The following is a 15,480-nucleotide window of genomic DNA, read 5'->3' as shown; positions in this document are numbered from 1 at the left end:
CCACAAATGGACATATATGCAGACACTTCTGGTGGAAAAGTCTGCAATTGTTGCGTCCGGGATCAAGGCATCCCGGGCAATTCAGGAGTACAATCCACACATAAACGCTGTTCCACAGGAAAGTCCATGGTAGTCATTCAAGATATTGTCTCCGCGCTCTGGCAACACGATTTTGCCGCACTGGCGGATCCGCACGTTGTGAGCGTGGTGTACTTCGTCATGTTCGCCACGCTGTTTTTAGAAAATGGCCTGCTGCCCGCCTCCTTTTTACCCGGAGACAGCCTGTTATTACTGGCAGGAGCGCTGATCGCTCAGGACGTGATGAGTTTTTTACCTACCATAGCTATTCTGACGGCCGCAGCCAGTCTGGGCTGCTGGCTGAGTTATATTCAGGGACGCTGGCTAGGCAACACGCGCACGGTGAAAGGCTGGTTGGCGCAATTACCGGAAAAATACCATCAGCGCGCGACCTGCATGTTTGACCAACACGGTCTGATGGCGCTGCTGGCAGGGCGTTTCCTGGCGTTTGTTCGCACCTTGCTGCCAACGATGGCGGGCATTTCAGGGCTTCCTAACCGTCGGTTCCAGTTTTTTAACTGGCTGAGTGGCCTGCTGTGGGTCACCGTCGTCACCAGTTTCGGCTATGCGCTGAGCATGATCCCGTTCGTTAAACGCCATGAAGATCAGGTGATGACCTTTCTAATGATCCTGCCGATTGCCCTGTTAACCGCAGGATTGTTGGGAACATTGTTCGTGGTGATTAAAAAAAAATACTGTAGCGCCTGAGTATTATCCTTAGCCGGGGTAATTCCCGGCATTTTGCCTGATGGCGCGCAGTTTTAAGGCCTACAAGAAATCAACTCCCCTGCATCATACGAATTCTTGCCGCATCTTCCCCCGGCGTTACGCCAAAGAAACGTTTGAACTCCCGACTGAATTGCGATGCGCTCTCATAGCCGACGCGCATGGCTGCCGCACTGGCCTTCATCCCATCGTGAACCATCATCATCCGTGCTTTATGCAGGCGATAGCTCTTAAGATATTGCAGCGGCGACGTGCTGGTCACCGCTTTAAAATTATGATGAAACGCCGACACGCTCATGTTCGCCTCTGCCGCCAGCTGTTCTACATTGAGGTTTTCGGTGTATTTGGTTTCAATCCGCTTCAGCACCCGGCTTATCAAACTGAAATGCGTCTGGCGACTGACCAGCGCAAGTAACGCGCCGCCGCGCGGTCCGGTCAGCACATGGTAGAGGATCTCGCGAATAATCTGTTTCCCCAGAATACGCGCATCCAGCGGTCGCTCCATCACATCCAGCAGGCGCTCAGCAGCGCAGAGAATTTCGTCAGAGAGCGTTGCAGAGTTAATCCCGCTGGCCGCCATGGCGGGCTGGAACAGCTCGTCTTCCCCAATGTCCATCAGCAGCTCCTGCAATTGCAGGATATCGACATTCAGATAAATACCGGCCAGAGGAACCTCCGGCGTCGCATAGGTTTCACATTCAAAGGGTAAAGGTACGGTTAGCAGCAGGTATTCGTTGGCGTCATAGCGAAAAATGCGCTCATTGATGTAACCAATTTTATGTCCCGAAAAGAGAAATATGATGCCTGGCTGATACATGACCGGTGTACGCGCCGCCGGCTCCGTACCGTGTAGCAGGCGGACATCTGGCAGCAGTTCGTTAAGTCTATTTTCATTGCTTTTCAGCTGCTTAATTTTATCTGTCAGCAGAAGACAGATCTCATCACGGTTCATGGGGCACCATTTCATCATCGGTTTTCGACCTTGACATAATGCGCAGATTTATCCGTTTTCTCCAGCAGTCTGTAGAAATGGGCAAGACATCGGCAGAAATGAGCATTGAGAGCAACGCGGCGGGCGACCACAATGTTCATCATCCGGCAGACACTCACCTGCCCTCTTTTATTACCCACCAAAGGGAACGAGCAATGAACAACTTTAATCTCCATACCCCAACACGTATTTTGTTTGGTAAAGGCGCGATTGCTGAGCTGCGCGATCAAATTCCTCAGGACGCTCGCGTACTGGTTACCTATGGCGGCGGCAGCGTGAAAAAAACTGGCGTCCTGGCACAGGTTCAGGACGCGCTGAAAGGCCTGGATGTGCTGGAGTTTGGCGGTATCGAGCCAAACCCGTCTTATGAAACGCTGATGAACGCAGTAAAAATCGTGCGTGATGAGAAAGTGACGTTTCTGCTGGCGGTAGGTGGCGGTTCAGTGCTGGACGGCACCAAATTCATCGCGGCAGCGGCACAGTACGCTGATGGCATCGATCCATGGCGCATTCTGGAAACCCACGGCAACGACGTAACAAGCGCCATCCCGATGGGCTCCGTATTAACCCTGCCTGCAACCGGCTCTGAATCTAACTCCGGCGCGGTAATTTCGCGTAAAACCACCGGCGATAAACTGGCCTTTATGACCCCGTTCGTGCAGCCAGTGTTTGCCGTACTGGATCCGGTTTACACCTACACCCTGCCGCCGCGTCAGGTTGCAAACGGCGTTGTGGATGCTTTTGTTCATACCGTGGAACAGTATGTGACTTATCCGGTAGACGGGAAAATTCAGGATCGCTTTGCCGAAGGCATTCTGCTCACGCTGGTAGAAGAAGGTCCGAAAGCCTTGCAGGAGCCGGAAAATTACAACGTGCGTGCGAACGTCATGTGGGCGGCAACCCAGGCGCTGAACGGCCTGATTGGCGCAGGCGTACCGCAGGACTGGGCAACGCATATGCTGGGCCATGAACTGACCGCAATGCACGGTCTGGATCATGCTCAAACGCTGGCCATCGTTCTGCCAGCGCTGTGGAATGAAAAACGTGATACCAAGCGTGCCAAACTGCTGCAATACGCAGAGCGTATCTGGAATATCACCGAAGGTTCCGACGACCAGCGCATCGACGCTGCCATTGCCGCTACCCGTGCTTTCTTCGAACAAATGGGCGTACCCAATCGCCTGTCTGACTATGGCCTGGACGGTAGCTCCATCCCGGCATTGCTGGAAAAACTGGAAGCACACGGGGGTACGCAACTAGGCGAACATCAGGACATTACGCTTGAAGTCAGCCGTCGGATTTACGAAGCTGCCCGCTAAGGTTTTTTAACCTCCGCCTTTCGTTTTTGGGTATTTATACCAGGCTTAAGTCACACCTAACTCACCGGGGGCTGCCCCGGTGAACTCAATTTACACCCAATCATTCATGGTGCATCGAGGCGGCAATTAAGTGAATCCCCGGGAGCGTACATAAGTACGTGACCGGGGTAAACGCAAGCAGCCAACAAAGAGGCAGCCTGAAGGATTAAGTGTGGGGGGAAATTATGACCGGTCCAACCATTATCAAGCTACAGGATGGTAACGTCATGCCACAACTGGGCCTGGGGGTCTGGAAGGCAAGCAACGAAGAAGTCATCACCGCCATTCATAAAGCGCTGGAAGTGGGGTATCGCTCAATTGATACCGCTGCGGCGTACAAAAACGAAGAAGGTGTCGGCAAAGCAATACGCGATGCTGGCGTACCACGGGACGAGTTATTCATCACCACCAAGCTGTGGAATGATGACCAAAAACGCCCCCGGGAAGCCTTGCTCGAAAGCATGGAAAAACTCCAGCTTGATTACCTCGATCTATACCTGATGCACTGGCCGGTTCCGGCGATCGACCACTACGTTGAAGCGTGGGAAAACATGATCGACCTGCAAAAAGAAGGGCTGATTAAGAGCATCGGCGTGTGCAACTTTCAGATCAATCATCTCCAGCGGTTGATGGATGAAACCGGCGTACCTCCGGTGATTAACCAGATCGAACTTCATCCGCTTATGCAACAGCGCCAACTGCATGCCTGGAACGCAACGCATAAAATCCAGACCGAATCCTGGAGCCCGCTGGCGCAGGGCGGCAAAGACGTCTTTGATCAAAAGATCATCCGTGACCTCGCTGAGAAATATGGCAAATCACCGGCGCAGATTGTCATCCGCTGGCACCTGGATAGCGGGCTGGTGGTGATTCCAAAATCGGTCACCCCTGCGCGTATCGCAGAAAACTTTAACGTCTGGGACTTCCGCCTGGATAAAGACGAATTAGGCGAAATCGCGAAACTCGATCAGGGCAAACGTCTGGGGCCAGACCCGGATCAGTTCGGCGGTTAACCCCTTCCCTCCAGCCCGACACTCTCGTCGGGCCTTTACTGATTTGAAATATCAGGAAACAATTCACACACATATATTGATGTATTTCTTGCAGTCGCTGGAGCAGCATTACGCAACATAACCTGTTAATTATTAAATAAATATATTTATTTGATGAATACATTCACCATATCCATAGGTGCGTAAACGTGACTGAGAAAAAAAGTAGCGGAGTCAAATGGCTCCCATTAATTCTTATAATATTCATTTCTGCCGGACTGTGGCAGCTTACTCCACCTTCCGGGCTAAGTGCACCAGCCTGGCATTCGGCAATTATTTTCGTCGCGACTATTGCCTCTATCGTGGCAAAAGTTTTACCCATCGGCGCGGTCGGCATTATTGGGATTACGGTTTTTGCACTCGCCTATGCTGCCGGGGATAAAACCGCCAGCGGCGCTATCACCACAGCACTGAGTGAGCTGAACAGTTCACTTATCTGGCTTATCGTCGTGGCTTTTATGATTGCCCGCGGGTTTATCAAAACCGGCCTCGGACGACGCATTGCGCTGCAGATGATCCGTCTGCTCGGCAAGCGCACGCTGGGACTCGCCTATGGTCTGGCCTTTGCCGATCTGATCCTCTCCCCGGCAATGCCGAGTAATACAGCACGCTGCGGCGGCGTCATCTATCCGATTGCTGACTCTCTGGCACGCAGTTTCCATTCGAACCCGGAAGATGAGTCCCGCAGTAAAATCGGTACCTTTCTTATCACCTGTATTGGCAACGTCAACGACGTCACCGCCGCGCTCTTTATGACCGGCTATACCGGCAACCTGTTGGCGGTGAAGCTGGCGGCCAATGCGGGCGTCACGCTGACCTGGGGCGGCTGGTTTATGGCGGCGCTGCTGCCATGCCTGGTGTCCTTACTGCTGGTTCCACTGCTGGTCTACTGGATCGTGCGCCCGGAAATTAAACACACGCCGGATGCCCCTAACCTGGCGCGCAAAGAGCTGGCGGAAATGGGCAGTATGTCTCGCGGCGAATGGCTGATGCTGGCTACCGTCGGCGTGCTGCTGGCGCTGTGGATTTTTGGCGATACGTTAGGCGTCGACGCCACCACTGCTTCGTTCGTGGGACTGTCCATTTTATTGCTAAGCGGCGTTCTGAGCTGGGAAGATGTGAAGAGCGAGAAAGGCGCATGGGACACACTGATTTGGTTTGCCGCGCTGTTGATGATGGCGAACCAGCTGAAAAAACTGGGCTTCACCACCTGGTTTGGCAATCTGATCGGCGATAGCCTGAGCAGTACTATGCACGGTACCAGTTGGGTGATCGTCCTGCTGCTGTTGAACGCCGCCTACTTCTATACCCACTACTTTTTTGCCAGCGGTAATGCACAGATTGCCGCGCTGTACGCCGTTTTCCTTGGTGTCGGTCTGCATCTGAATATTCCCGCAGCCCCCACGGCATTAATGCTGGCCTTCACCAGCAGTTTGTACTGCTCGCTCACCCAGTACACCCACGCTCGCGGTCCAATCCTGTTTGGTGCCGGGTACGTTCCAACGGGCGTCTGGTGGCGTACAGGATTTATCATCAGCTTGTTTAACCAGGCGGTGTTTATCACCGTGGGTCTGATGTGGTGGAAGGTGTTGGGTCTGTACTAAACTGACTGCGTCCTGACGAATCACCTTACCTGCGGAGAAAAGGAATGACCTGTATTTTCTGTCAAATAGTTGAAGGTAAAGCACCCTGCCATAAGGTCTGGGAAGACGAGCATCATCTGGCTTTTCTGTCGATTTTCCCGAACACCGACGGTTTTACCGTGGTGATCCCGAAAAAGCATTATCCCAGCTATGCCTTCGATATGCCGCCGCAGGCACTGGCTGATCTGATGCTGGCGACCCAAAAAGTGGCTAAGAAACTGGATAAAGCTTTCCCGGATGTCAGTCGTACGGGGATGTTCTTCGAAGGTTTCGGCGTAGACCATGTGCACAGCAAATTAAGCCCCATGCACGGTACTGGCGATCTAACCCACTGGAAACCGATTGAAGCGCGGCAGAACAAATTTTTCGAGCAGTATGAAGGATATCTTTCGTCACACGATCATGAACGAGCGGATGATGCAAAACTGGCCGCATTAGCGGCCAGAATTCGTGAAGCATAAATACTGAGTCTCTCTGCCGGATGGCGGTTCAAGCACCTTATCCGGCCTACAAAATCGTGCTATTTGTAGGCCTGATAAGCGTTTCACCACCGGGCAAGGCAGATTAGCGCCCTGCCACTTTCCCGCGTTTTTTGTTTGCGGCAGGCGTCTGGCGCTGATGCGCCACCGGTGTGTGCTTGGTCAATGCCGGGCGAGTATGACGGTTTTGGCGACGCGCTTCGCGCATCTCTTCCAGCGTAGGCGCCGGGACCAGACATTCGCGACGACCGCCGATCAGATGCTTTTTACCCATATCTTCCAGCGCCTGGCGGATTAACGGCCAGTTGGCTGGATCGTGGTAACGCAGCAGGGCTTTATGCAAACGACGCTGCTTATCACCTTTCGGCACCACCACGTCTTCACTCTTATAACCAATTTTACCCAGCGGGTTTTTCCCGGTGTAATACATGGTTGTGGAGTTCGCCAACGGCGATGGATAGAAGTTCTGCACCTGATCCAGACGGAAACGACGTTGCTTCAACCACAACGCCAGATTCACCATATCTTCGTCACGCGTACCCGGGTGCGCGGAAATAAAGTACGGGATCAGGTATTGCTCTTTACCCGCTTGCTTAGAGTAGGTATCGAACAATTCCTTAAAGCGATCGTAGCTGCCCATCCCCGGTTTCATCATCTTCGACAGCGGGCCTTCTTCGGTATGCTCTGGCGCAATCTTCAGGTAGCCGCCAACGTGGTGGGTCGCCAGCTCTTTGATATAACGCGGGTCTTCAACCGCGATGTCGTAACGCACGCCCGAAGCGATGAGGATCTTTTTAATGCCTTTCAAATCACGCGCACGACGATAAAGGTTAATCGTCGGTTCGTGGTTGGTGTCCATATGCGGACAGATATCCGGATAGACGCATGACAGACGACGGCAAGTTTGCTCCGCGCGCGGTGACTTACAGCGCAGCATATACATGTTCGCCGTTGGGCCGCCGAGGTCGGAAATCACGCCGGTAAAACCTGGAACGGTGTCGCGAATGGCTTCGATTTCATTGATGATCGAGTCTTCAGAGCGGCTCTGGATGATGCGACCTTCGTGCTCGGTAATCGAACAGAACGAACAGCCGCCAAAGCAGCCACGCATAATGTTGATCGAGAAACGGATCATCTCATAGGCCGGAATGCGGCTGTCGCCATACGCCGGATGCGGCACGCGTTTGTACGGCAGCGCAAAGACGCTATCCATCTCTTCGGTAGAGAGCGGAATGGCTGGCGGGTTGATCCAGATGTAGCGATCGCCGTGCTTTTGCATCAGCGCACGCGCACAGCCTGGGTTGGTTTCGTGGTGCAGGATACGCGACGCATGCGCATACAGCACTTTATCGCCCTTCACTTTTTCGAAGGACGGCAGCAGCACGTAGGTTTTTTCCCACGGTTTCGGGCGCGGCGGCTGTACAGTTACCGCTTTCGCTTCCTGCTTTTTCGGTGCGACCGGCTTGTTGTCAGCACACGGCAGATCTTCACCATACGGATGCGGGATCGGGTCAATCTTGCCCGGCGTGTCGAGGCGCGTGGAATCCACCCCACTCCAGCCCGGCAGCGCTTCTTTAACCATAATCGCAGTGTTACGCACGTCGCGGATCTGATCGATGGTTTCGCCCATCGCCAGACGATGCGCCACTTCCACCAGCGGACGTTCGCCGTTGCCGAACATCAGCATGTCGGCTTTGGAATCCACCAGAACAGAGCGACGAACGGTATCGGACCAGTAGTCATAGTGCGCGGTACGGCGCAGGCTGGCCTCAATACCGCCGAGAATAACCGGCACATCTTTCCATGCTTCTTTACAGCGCTGGGTATAGACCAGCGTGGCGCGGTCCGGACGTTTGCCCGCAACGTTGTCCGGTGTGTAGGCATCGTCATGGCGCAGTCGGCGATCGGCGGTGTAACGGTTGATCATCGAGTCCATGTTGCCTGCGGTCACACCAAAGAACAGGTTCGGTTTACCCAAACGCATAAAATCGTCTTTGTTGTTCCACTCCGGCTGGGCGATAATCCCTACGCGAAAGCCCTGCGCTTCCAGCATACGTCCGCAAATTGCCATGCCAAAGCTGGGATGATCGACGTATGCATCGCCGGTAACCAGAATGATGTCGCAGCTATCCCAGCCAAGTTGGTCCATTTCGTCGCGTGACATCGGCAAAAACGGTGCCGGGCCAAAACAGGCAGCCCAGTACTGCGGCCAGGAGAAAAGGTCTCTGTCCGGCTGGATCAGGGATATTGCGCTCATAATGCTTCCAAAAATGGTAAAAAAATAATCAAAGGCCGAGGATTATACGCTGTATGTCGGCAAGAAATGAAGTGGAGTCTGAACCAGACCAGTAGAAAGTTATATAAATTGTTAAATTTTACGACGATCATTTTTATCGATCATAATTAAGACCATGCCGGCCAGCTGAGATAACTCTTTTTCGGCGGGGGATTTTTCATTGCGACTCAACGATTCACTGCATATTTCCCAGTTACGGGTTGTTGTTCACCTGTGCGGATTTCTGGTTCTTCTCTACAGCTTTTCTATGCTGCCACCGATGCTCATCGCTTTGTTAAACAAAGAGCGGAGCTTGTTCGCTTTTTTCAGCACGTTTATGACTTTCTTCACCCTCGGCGGCGGGGCGTGGTTGGCAACCAAACATGCGGGGATTCAACTGCGCACCCGGGATGGTTTCGTCATTATCGTCCTGTTCTGGCTATTGTTTTCGTTTATCAGCGCGATGCCGATGTGGATGGACGATGGCTTAAACCTCTCTTTTGCGGATGCCCTGTTTGAAGGAGTTTCTGGGATTACCACTACAGGCGCAACGGTGATTGATGATGTCAGCGCCTTGCCGAAGTCGTATCTGTACTATCGGGCTCAGCTCAATTTTATTGGCGGTCTGGGTGTTATCGTCCTCGCCGTGGCGGTATTGCCTCTGCTGGGTATTGGTGGCATGAAGCTGTATCAGTCTGAAATGCCGGGCCCTTTTAAAGAAGAACGCCTCACGCCAAGACTTGCTGATACTGCACGCACGCTGTGGATGACCTATGTCATTCTGGGTCTTATTTGTACTCTGGCCTACTGGGCTGCCGGGATGTCGTTTTTCGACGCCTTATGCCACGGGCTGTCGACGGTCTCTCTCGGCGGATTTTCCACTCGCAGCGAGAGCATCGGCTTTTATAACAGCCATGCCATTGAGCTTGTCGCCGGGGTATTTTCACTGCTGTCTGCGTTTAACTTCACCCTCTGGTACGTTGCTATCGTGAAACGTACCTTCAAACCCTTTCGTCGTAATGCCGAACTGCGTTTCTTTTTGCTTATTGCGTTGGTGGTCACTCTGATCGCCACCTGGCAAGTTTGGCGGGCAGGCATGTACGGATTAACGGACAGCCTGGTGCATGCTTTTTTTCTGGCCAGTTCGATGCTGACAGATAATGGCCTGTCGACGGCGGATTACGCGCAGTGGCCTTCGCACACGATCTTCATGCTGCTCAGCGCCAGTTTCTTCGGCGGTTGTGTGGGATCGACCTGCGGGGGGATTAAGGTGCTACGCTTTTTGATTATGTTCAAGCAGTGCCGTCAGGAGTTACACCAGCTCGCGCACCCTCGAGCCCTGCTGAATATCAAAGTGGGCAATAGCGTGGTAAGCGACCGGGTGGTGCGTTCGGTATGGAGCTTTTTCTTTCTCTACGTTTTGTTCACCAGCTTTTTTATCTGGGCGCTCAATCTGATGGGCTACGATCTCTTCTCCTCTTTCGCCACCGTCGCCGCCTGCATCAACAATATGGGGCTGGGATTTGGCGTCACCGCCACGACATTTGGCACCTTAAACGAGGAAGCAAAGCTACTGATGTGCGCGGCCATGATCATGGGGCGTCTGGAGATTTACCCCATTCTGATCCTGTTCTCGCGCATGTTCTGGCGGGCGTAACGAATACCCCGGCGCATTACGGCGCCGGGTTCACCAACATCTGTCCGATTGAGCCACGATCCGCCATTTCCAGCGTCTGGCTATTAAAGTAGAACGGGAAATGGGCCCAGGAAGGCTGTCCGTAATAAACCAGTAATTCAACCTGGCCATCAACCCAGACAGTATCTTTCCAGCCTCTGTCTTCCGGGAACGGCATCGCGCCATTCACATTACGGATCAGGAACGAAACACCTTCAATATGGAAGGACTGGGGCATATCCGCCCGCACCGTCCAGCGCTCCCAGGAGCCCTGCTGGGCAGTAATATCCATACGATTGACGTCCCACAGCTGACCGTTGATGCCAGGATCGTCGTCCAGGCTGATATCACGGCTGCGAATCGGCGAACCGCTGAGGATTTCCGTTGGCAGCAGGCGCATTGGCAGGCTGTCAGTCACCAGCGGCAGGAGACCTGTCGGGCGCAACGTCAATACCAGCGTGGAGATGAGAATACTGGAAGGCTCAAAGAACCCGCGGATCCTGTCGACAATACTGGCCGCTTCACCACAGGTGATAGAGACCTCATTACCATTCGTCATATCCACCAGGATCTCACGACGCTCGCCCGGTGCCAGCGAGAGCTGCTTCACCGAAACAGGCGCAGGTAAAAAACCCTGATCGCCGGAAATCACATGCAGAGCACGGCCATCACTCATTTGCAGCTGGTAACGACGCGAGTTTGAAGCGTTCAACAAACGCAAGCGCACCCAGCCGCGGGAGACTTCGACATACGGGCTCTGCGCCCCATTGACCAGCAGCGTATCACCGACAAAGCCACCGCTGCCGGGCTCGCTGTATTCCGGCGTGCCAAAGTTGTCCAGCCGCTTGTCCTGGATTATGACCGGAAAATCATCCACGCCATAGTGGTTGGGAATAGACAGTGATTTACTCACTTCATCTTCAACCAGCCACATCCCGGCAAGACCGTTATAGACCTGCTGAGCAGTACGATTTGGCGTATTAGCGTGATACCACAACGTGGCGGCATTCTGGCGAATCGGTAGCACCGGCGCCCAGTCAGCATTCGGGGACATCATGCGCGCCGGGCCGCCCATCAGCGGGCCTGGTACCTGCAACCCGGCGACGGTCATCGAGACATTTTCAGTCAGACGGTTGCTGTAGATAAGCTTGACGTCATCCCCTTTCCAGACACGGATTGTCGGTCCCAGATAGCGGCCGTTAATTCCCCATACAGGTGCGCGCGTGCCTTGTGTAAAGGACCAGTGCGCACGTTGCAGCGTCATAAATAGCGGCTGCCCCCGGCGGGATTCCAGCAGCGGAGGCACGGGTAAGGGTTGTTGCTGACCGGCAGCATTAGCCTTCAGCGGAACAGCACCTGCACACAGTGCGATCCCCGATGCCTGAATGAACTGACGCCGACTGAATGACATATAAACTCCATAAAAAACTGGCTATTAACACGCAGGAAGTCATTTCCTGTAAAAAACCCGAATTGCGCGGATTAAACCTTTCCGGCGGCTTCCCGCTCAGCAACTTCTTTATCGAGTTCTGCGATTTTTTGTTCCATCAGCGTGCGGCAATGCGCTGCCAGTTCACGAACCTGATCTTTCCCAAAGTGGCTAATATCCACCGGTGGCAACATCTCGACAATTGCCAGACCATTATTGAGTCGATTGAGTTTTATCTTGTTCGAGGTTGTGGAAACGCACACCGGAATGACCGGGACACCAGCAGCAATCGCTGCATGGAACGCGCCGGTTTTAAACGGCAGCAGACCGCGACCGCGGCTACGCGTCCCTTCAGGGAACATCCAGATAGAAATGCGGCGTTTTTTGAAATGATTCACCACGGCAGCAATGGTGCTGTGCGCTTTAGCGCGGTTGTTTCTGTCAATCAACAGGTTACCGGTTAACCAGTACAGCTGCCCGAAGAAAGGGATCCACAGCAGGCTTTTTTTACCTACCGTCACCGTCGGCGGCTGAACGATATTCGCAGCGGTAACCATGTCATAGTTGTTCTGATGGTTACAAATATAGATAGCATTACCATAGTTCTGCGCGTCTGCCGGCATGCGGCACTCGACCTTCAGGCCATAAAGGGGAGCCAGGCGGCCAAACATATGGCCGAACGTTGCAACGTGTTTTGGATTTCGTGGGCTGAACAGACAGTATATGCAACCGAAAATACAGACCAGAACGCAGTAAATAACAGTAATAATTAAACGAAAAATATATAGCATAACAACCTCTAAGGCCTAAGAGCCTGGCATTTTACGTCACCTGATTCATCACGCGGTATCAGGTTAGGGCTTTGTTAAGGGCGGCTCTCTGGAAAAGCGTATTGTTAATCGCAACGCACGAATAAACAACGGTTTCACGGGAATTTTTAACGTTGGCTCTCCCTGGGCTTTAACAGGGAGAGCCGGACGGTAGCGTTATTCTTCGCTGTCGCCGTGACTGGCGCGTCGAGGCGAGTCAATCTCAATGCTGTCGATACGCTGCAGACCACGCATTAGCGTGCCGCGACGGCCGCGCTCTCCGGTCACTTTCTGCAACTCTTCAGGACGCAGTTTGATTTTGCGCTTACCGACGTGGATGGTCAGCGTGCTCTGCGGCGGCAGCACGTAAAGTTGCGCCAGGCCATCCTCGCCTTTCGCCGCTTCCGCTGAAGGGATATTAATGATCTTGTTCCCTTTGCCTTTCGACAACTGCGGTAAATCGCTCACCGGGAACATCAACATGCGGCCAGCCTGAGTAATAGCCAGTAGCATGTCGGTTTCATCTTCAATCACCACCGGCTGCATCACGCGCGCATTTTCTGGCAGCGTAATCAATGCCTTACCCGCACGGTTACGTGCGACCAGGTCATTGAAGGTACAGACAAAACCGTAGCCCGCATCGGAGGCCATCAGCAGTTTCTGATCGTCGCCTTCCATCAGCATGTGCTCAACCGTCGCGCCTGGCGGCAGCGTGAGCTTCCCGGTCAGCGGTTCACCCTGACCGCGCGCCGACGGCAGCGTAATCGGGTCGATGGCATAGCTGCGTCCGGTCGAGTCCACGAACACCACCGGCTGGTTGCTCTTACCCTTCACTGCCGACTTAAAGCTGTCGCCCGCTTTATAGCTTAATCCTGGCGCATCGATGTCGTGGCCTTTCGCGCTACGCACCCAGCCACTCTGGGACAACACAATGGTCACCGGCTCAGATGGCAGCATGTCGTGCTCGCTCATCGCCTTCGCTTCTTCGCGCTCCTGCAACGGAGAACGACGATCGTCGCCATAGGCGTCTGCATCGGCCTGCAGCTCTTTCTTCAGCAGGTTACTCATTTTACGTTCGGAAGCCAGAATGGCCTGCAACTGATCGCGCTCTTTCGCCAGCTCATCCTGCTCACCGCGGATTTTCATTTCTTCGAGTTTGGCAAGGTGGCGCAATTTCAGCTCAAGGATGGCTTCAGCCTGGGTTTCAGAAATGCCAAACCGCGACATCAGCTCAGGCTTAGGTTCATCTTCATGACGAATAATTTCGATGACTTCGTCAATATTGAGGAACGCCACCAGCAAACCTTCAAGGATGTGCAGGCGCTTGAGCACTTTTTCCAGACGATAATTCAGGCGGCGACGTACGGTATCGCGGCGGAACGCCAGCCATTCGGTGAGGATCTCCAGCAGGTTTTTCACCGCCGGACGACCATCAAGACCGATCATGTTCAGGTTGATACGGTAGCTCTTTTCCAGATCGGTAGTGGCAAACAGGTGGTTCATCACCTGCTCCATATCCACACGATTAGAGCGCGGGACAATCACCAGACGGGTCGGGTTTTCGTGATCCGATTCGTCGCGCAGGTCGTCTACCATCGGCAGCTTTTTATTGCGCATTTGAGCAGCGATCTGCTCCAGCACTTTTGCCCCGGAAACCTGATGCGGCAGCGCGGAAATCACCACCGCGCCGTCTTCTTTCGTCCATACCGCACGCATACGTACGGAGCCGCGTCCGTTCTCGTAAATCTTACGAATTTCCGCGCGCGAAGTAATAATCTCCGCTTCGGTCGGGTAATCCGGCCCTTGCACGATATCCAGCAACTGATCCAGCGTCGTTTTCGGCTGCTCAATCAGGGTAATCGCTGCTTTTGCCACTTCACGCAGGTTATGTGGCGGAATGTCCGTTGCCATACCAACGGCAATACCGGTCGTGCCGTTCAGCAGAATATTTGGCAGACGCGCAGGCAGCATCTTCGGCTCCTGCATGGTGCCGTCGAAGTTTGGCACCCAGTCCGACGTTCCCTGACCGAGTTCGCCCAGCAAGACTTCCGCATATTTAGACAGGCGTGATTCGGTATAACGCATCGCCGCGAAGGATTTCGGATCGTCCGGTGCCCCCCAGTTCCCCTGCCCGTCAACCAGCGGGTAACGGTAAGAGAACGGCTGCGCCATCAGCACCATCGCTTCATAGCAGGCGCTGTCGCCGTGCGGATGGTATTTACCCAGCACGTCACCGACGGTACGGGCGGATTTTTTAAATTTGGCGCTGGCATTCAGCCCCAGTTCGGACATCGCGTATACGATGCGACGCTGAACGGGTTTCAAACCATCGCCAATAAACGGCAACGCCCTGTCCATGATGACGTACATGGAATAGTTCAGATAGGCGTTTTCCGTGAATTCATGCAGCGCCAGGCGCTCTGCCATATCGCTCATTAATCGTGGTTCCTCAACTTTGTACCCCTCTATTGAAGGGCAATATTGCCGCAGATACTACCCTATCTGGCGTGTTGAGTCACAAAGAAAAGGGCCGCGAATGCGGCCCTGATGGGGATTACTTAGCAACTTTGGTAATCTGTTTTACGTCGATTTCAACGGAGTTCCAGTCTTTATCCACTTCACCCTGGATTTCAACCACATCCTGCGGTGTGACGGTTACGCCGTTCCAGCGCTTGTGGTCGATATCCACATTCACCGTGCCGGTCGCATCTTTAAACACGTACAGGTCGTCGGAAATACGCTCAACGATGTTCCCGCGCAGGGTAACCCAGGTGTCATCACGCAGTGATTTGGCGCTTTCTACCGTCGTGCTGCTACCGTTCGGGCCGACAAATCCGCCGTTTTGGCTCTGCGTGGTGGTTGTCGTTGGCCCAGAGAAGCCGCCCTGCTGAGCTGCCAGAACAGGTGCGGAACACAGTGCCATTACGGCAACCATTGCAGCTAATTTTTTCATCGTCATGTCTCC

At 53.7% G+C, this 15,480-nt stretch carries 12 protein-coding genes; 6 read left to right on the top strand and 6 right to left on the bottom strand.

Annotation, left to right across the window (positions count from 1 at the left end; genetic code table 11):
• Positions 1–126 precede the first annotated feature (126 nt).
• Entirely contained in the window at positions 127–786 is a 660-nt protein-coding gene (gene yghB / locus OGY68_RS13015) for a DedA family general envelope maintenance protein YghB (RefSeq protein ID WP_003024510.1), read from the top strand.
• 70 nt (positions 787–856) lie between these two features.
• Here the strand turns inward: yghB and OGY68_RS13010 are convergent, their stop codons facing one another.
• On the bottom strand, positions 857–1,756 hold the full coding sequence (locus OGY68_RS13010) for an AraC family transcriptional regulator (protein ID WP_032941737.1): 900 nt from the start codon (positions 1,754–1,756) through the stop codon (positions 857–859).
• Between the two features lie 194 nt (positions 1,757–1,950).
• On the opposite strand from OGY68_RS13010, the gene yqhD reads away from it, so the two are divergent.
• The 4 genes from yqhD to OGY68_RS12990 all read left to right on the top strand — a co-directional run bounded on the left by yqhD (position 1,951) and on the right by OGY68_RS12990 (position 6,309).
• Positions 1,951–3,114 (top strand): alcohol dehydrogenase, encoded by a 1,164-nt coding sequence (yqhD, locus tag OGY68_RS13005; RefSeq protein WP_286617112.1) that lies wholly within the window; start codon positions 1,951–1,953, stop codon positions 3,112–3,114.
• A 224-nt stretch (positions 3,115–3,338) separates the two neighbouring features.
• Complete coding sequence (gene dkgA / locus OGY68_RS13000; protein WP_008785816.1) at positions 3,339–4,166, top strand: 2,5-didehydrogluconate reductase DkgA; 828 nt, start codon at positions 3,339–3,341, stop codon at positions 4,164–4,166.
• A 188-nt stretch (positions 4,167–4,354) separates the two neighbouring features.
• Positions 4,355–5,809, top strand: a complete 1,455-nt coding sequence (locus OGY68_RS12995; RefSeq protein WP_057068265.1) for a DASS family sodium-coupled anion symporter — start codon at positions 4,355–4,357, stop codon at positions 5,807–5,809.
• A gap of 44 nt (positions 5,810–5,853) precedes the next feature.
• Entirely contained in the window at positions 5,854–6,309 is a 456-nt protein-coding gene (locus tag OGY68_RS12990; RefSeq protein WP_008785817.1) for an HIT family protein, read from the top strand.
• A gap of 103 nt (positions 6,310–6,412) precedes the next feature.
• Here OGY68_RS12990 and OGY68_RS12985 read toward each other — a convergent pair whose 3' ends face one another.
• The gene (locus tag OGY68_RS12985) at positions 6,413–8,584 is read right to left on the bottom strand and encodes a YgiQ family radical SAM protein (RefSeq protein ID WP_003024532.1); all 2,172 of its coding nucleotides are present in this window, start codon (positions 8,582–8,584) and stop codon (positions 6,413–6,415) included.
• A 199-nt stretch (positions 8,585–8,783) separates the two neighbouring features.
• Here OGY68_RS12985 and OGY68_RS12980 point away from each other — a divergent pair, with 199 nt between their 5' ends.
• Positions 8,784–10,259, top strand: coding sequence for a TrkH family potassium uptake protein (locus tag OGY68_RS12980; RefSeq protein WP_048236773.1), 1,476 nt, complete (start codon positions 8,784–8,786; stop codon positions 10,257–10,259).
• Between the two features lie 16 nt (positions 10,260–10,275).
• Here OGY68_RS12980 and ftsP read toward each other — a convergent pair whose 3' ends face one another.
• The 4 genes from ftsP to OGY68_RS12960 form a co-directional block, all read right to left on the bottom strand.
• The gene (gene ftsP / locus OGY68_RS12975) at positions 10,276–11,688 is read right to left on the bottom strand and encodes a cell division protein FtsP (RefSeq protein ID WP_008785819.1); all 1,413 of its coding nucleotides are present in this window, start codon (positions 11,686–11,688) and stop codon (positions 10,276–10,278) included.
• Between the two features lie 71 nt (positions 11,689–11,759).
• Positions 11,760–12,497, bottom strand: coding sequence for a 1-acylglycerol-3-phosphate O-acyltransferase (gene plsC / locus OGY68_RS12970; RefSeq protein ID WP_003024540.1), 738 nt, complete (start codon positions 12,495–12,497; stop codon positions 11,760–11,762).
• 195 nt (positions 12,498–12,692) lie between these two features.
• Positions 12,693–14,951: a DNA topoisomerase IV subunit A gene (parC, locus tag OGY68_RS12965; RefSeq protein ID WP_003828391.1), complete on the bottom strand. Its 2,259-nt coding sequence runs from the start codon at positions 14,949–14,951 to the stop codon at positions 12,693–12,695.
• A 118-nt stretch (positions 14,952–15,069) separates the two neighbouring features.
• On the bottom strand, positions 15,070–15,468 hold the full coding sequence (locus tag OGY68_RS12960) for a YgiW/YdeI family stress tolerance OB fold protein (protein WP_003024544.1): 399 nt from the start codon (positions 15,466–15,468) through the stop codon (positions 15,070–15,072).
• Positions 15,469–15,480: the final 12 nt, after the last annotated feature.

This window comes from Citrobacter sp. Cpo065, from assembly GCF_030332805.1.
Taxonomy (GTDB): Bacteria; Pseudomonadota; Gammaproteobacteria; order Enterobacterales; family Enterobacteriaceae; genus Citrobacter; species Citrobacter portucalensis.
The sequence above is the reverse complement of the archived record's forward strand: the minus strand, read 5'-3'. Positions and strand labels throughout refer to the sequence as shown.

Bases quoted from the DNA above. Each gene is read 5' to 3' on its own strand.
- yghB (WP_003024510.1), top strand. From the start codon at position 127: ATGGTAGTCATTCAAGATATTGTCTCCGCGCTCTGGCAACACGATTTT.
- OGY68_RS13010 (WP_032941737.1), bottom strand. From the start codon at position 1,756: ATGAACCGTGATGAGATCTGTCTTCTGCTGACAGATAAAATTAAGCAG.
- yqhD (WP_286617112.1), top strand. From the start codon at position 1,951: ATGAACAACTTTAATCTCCATACCCCAACACGTATTTTGTTTGGTAAA.
- dkgA (WP_008785816.1), top strand. From the start codon at position 3,339: ATGACCGGTCCAACCATTATCAAGCTACAGGATGGTAACGTCATGCCA.
- OGY68_RS12990 (WP_008785817.1), top strand. From the start codon at position 5,854: ATGACCTGTATTTTCTGTCAAATAGTTGAAGGTAAAGCACCCTGCCAT.
- OGY68_RS12985 (WP_003024532.1), bottom strand. From the start codon at position 8,584: ATGAGCGCAATATCCCTGATCCAGCCGGACAGAGACCTTTTCTCCTGG.
- ftsP (WP_008785819.1), bottom strand. From the start codon at position 11,688: ATGTCATTCAGTCGGCGTCAGTTCATTCAGGCATCGGGGATCGCACTG.
- plsC (WP_003024540.1), bottom strand. From the start codon at position 12,497: ATGCTATATATTTTTCGTTTAATTATTACTGTTATTTACTGCGTTCTG.
- parC (WP_003828391.1), bottom strand. From the start codon at position 14,951: ATGAGCGATATGGCAGAGCGCCTGGCGCTGCATGAATTCACGGAAAAC.
- OGY68_RS12960 (WP_003024544.1), bottom strand. From the start codon at position 15,468: ATGAAAAAATTAGCTGCAATGGTTGCCGTAATGGCACTGTGTTCCGCA.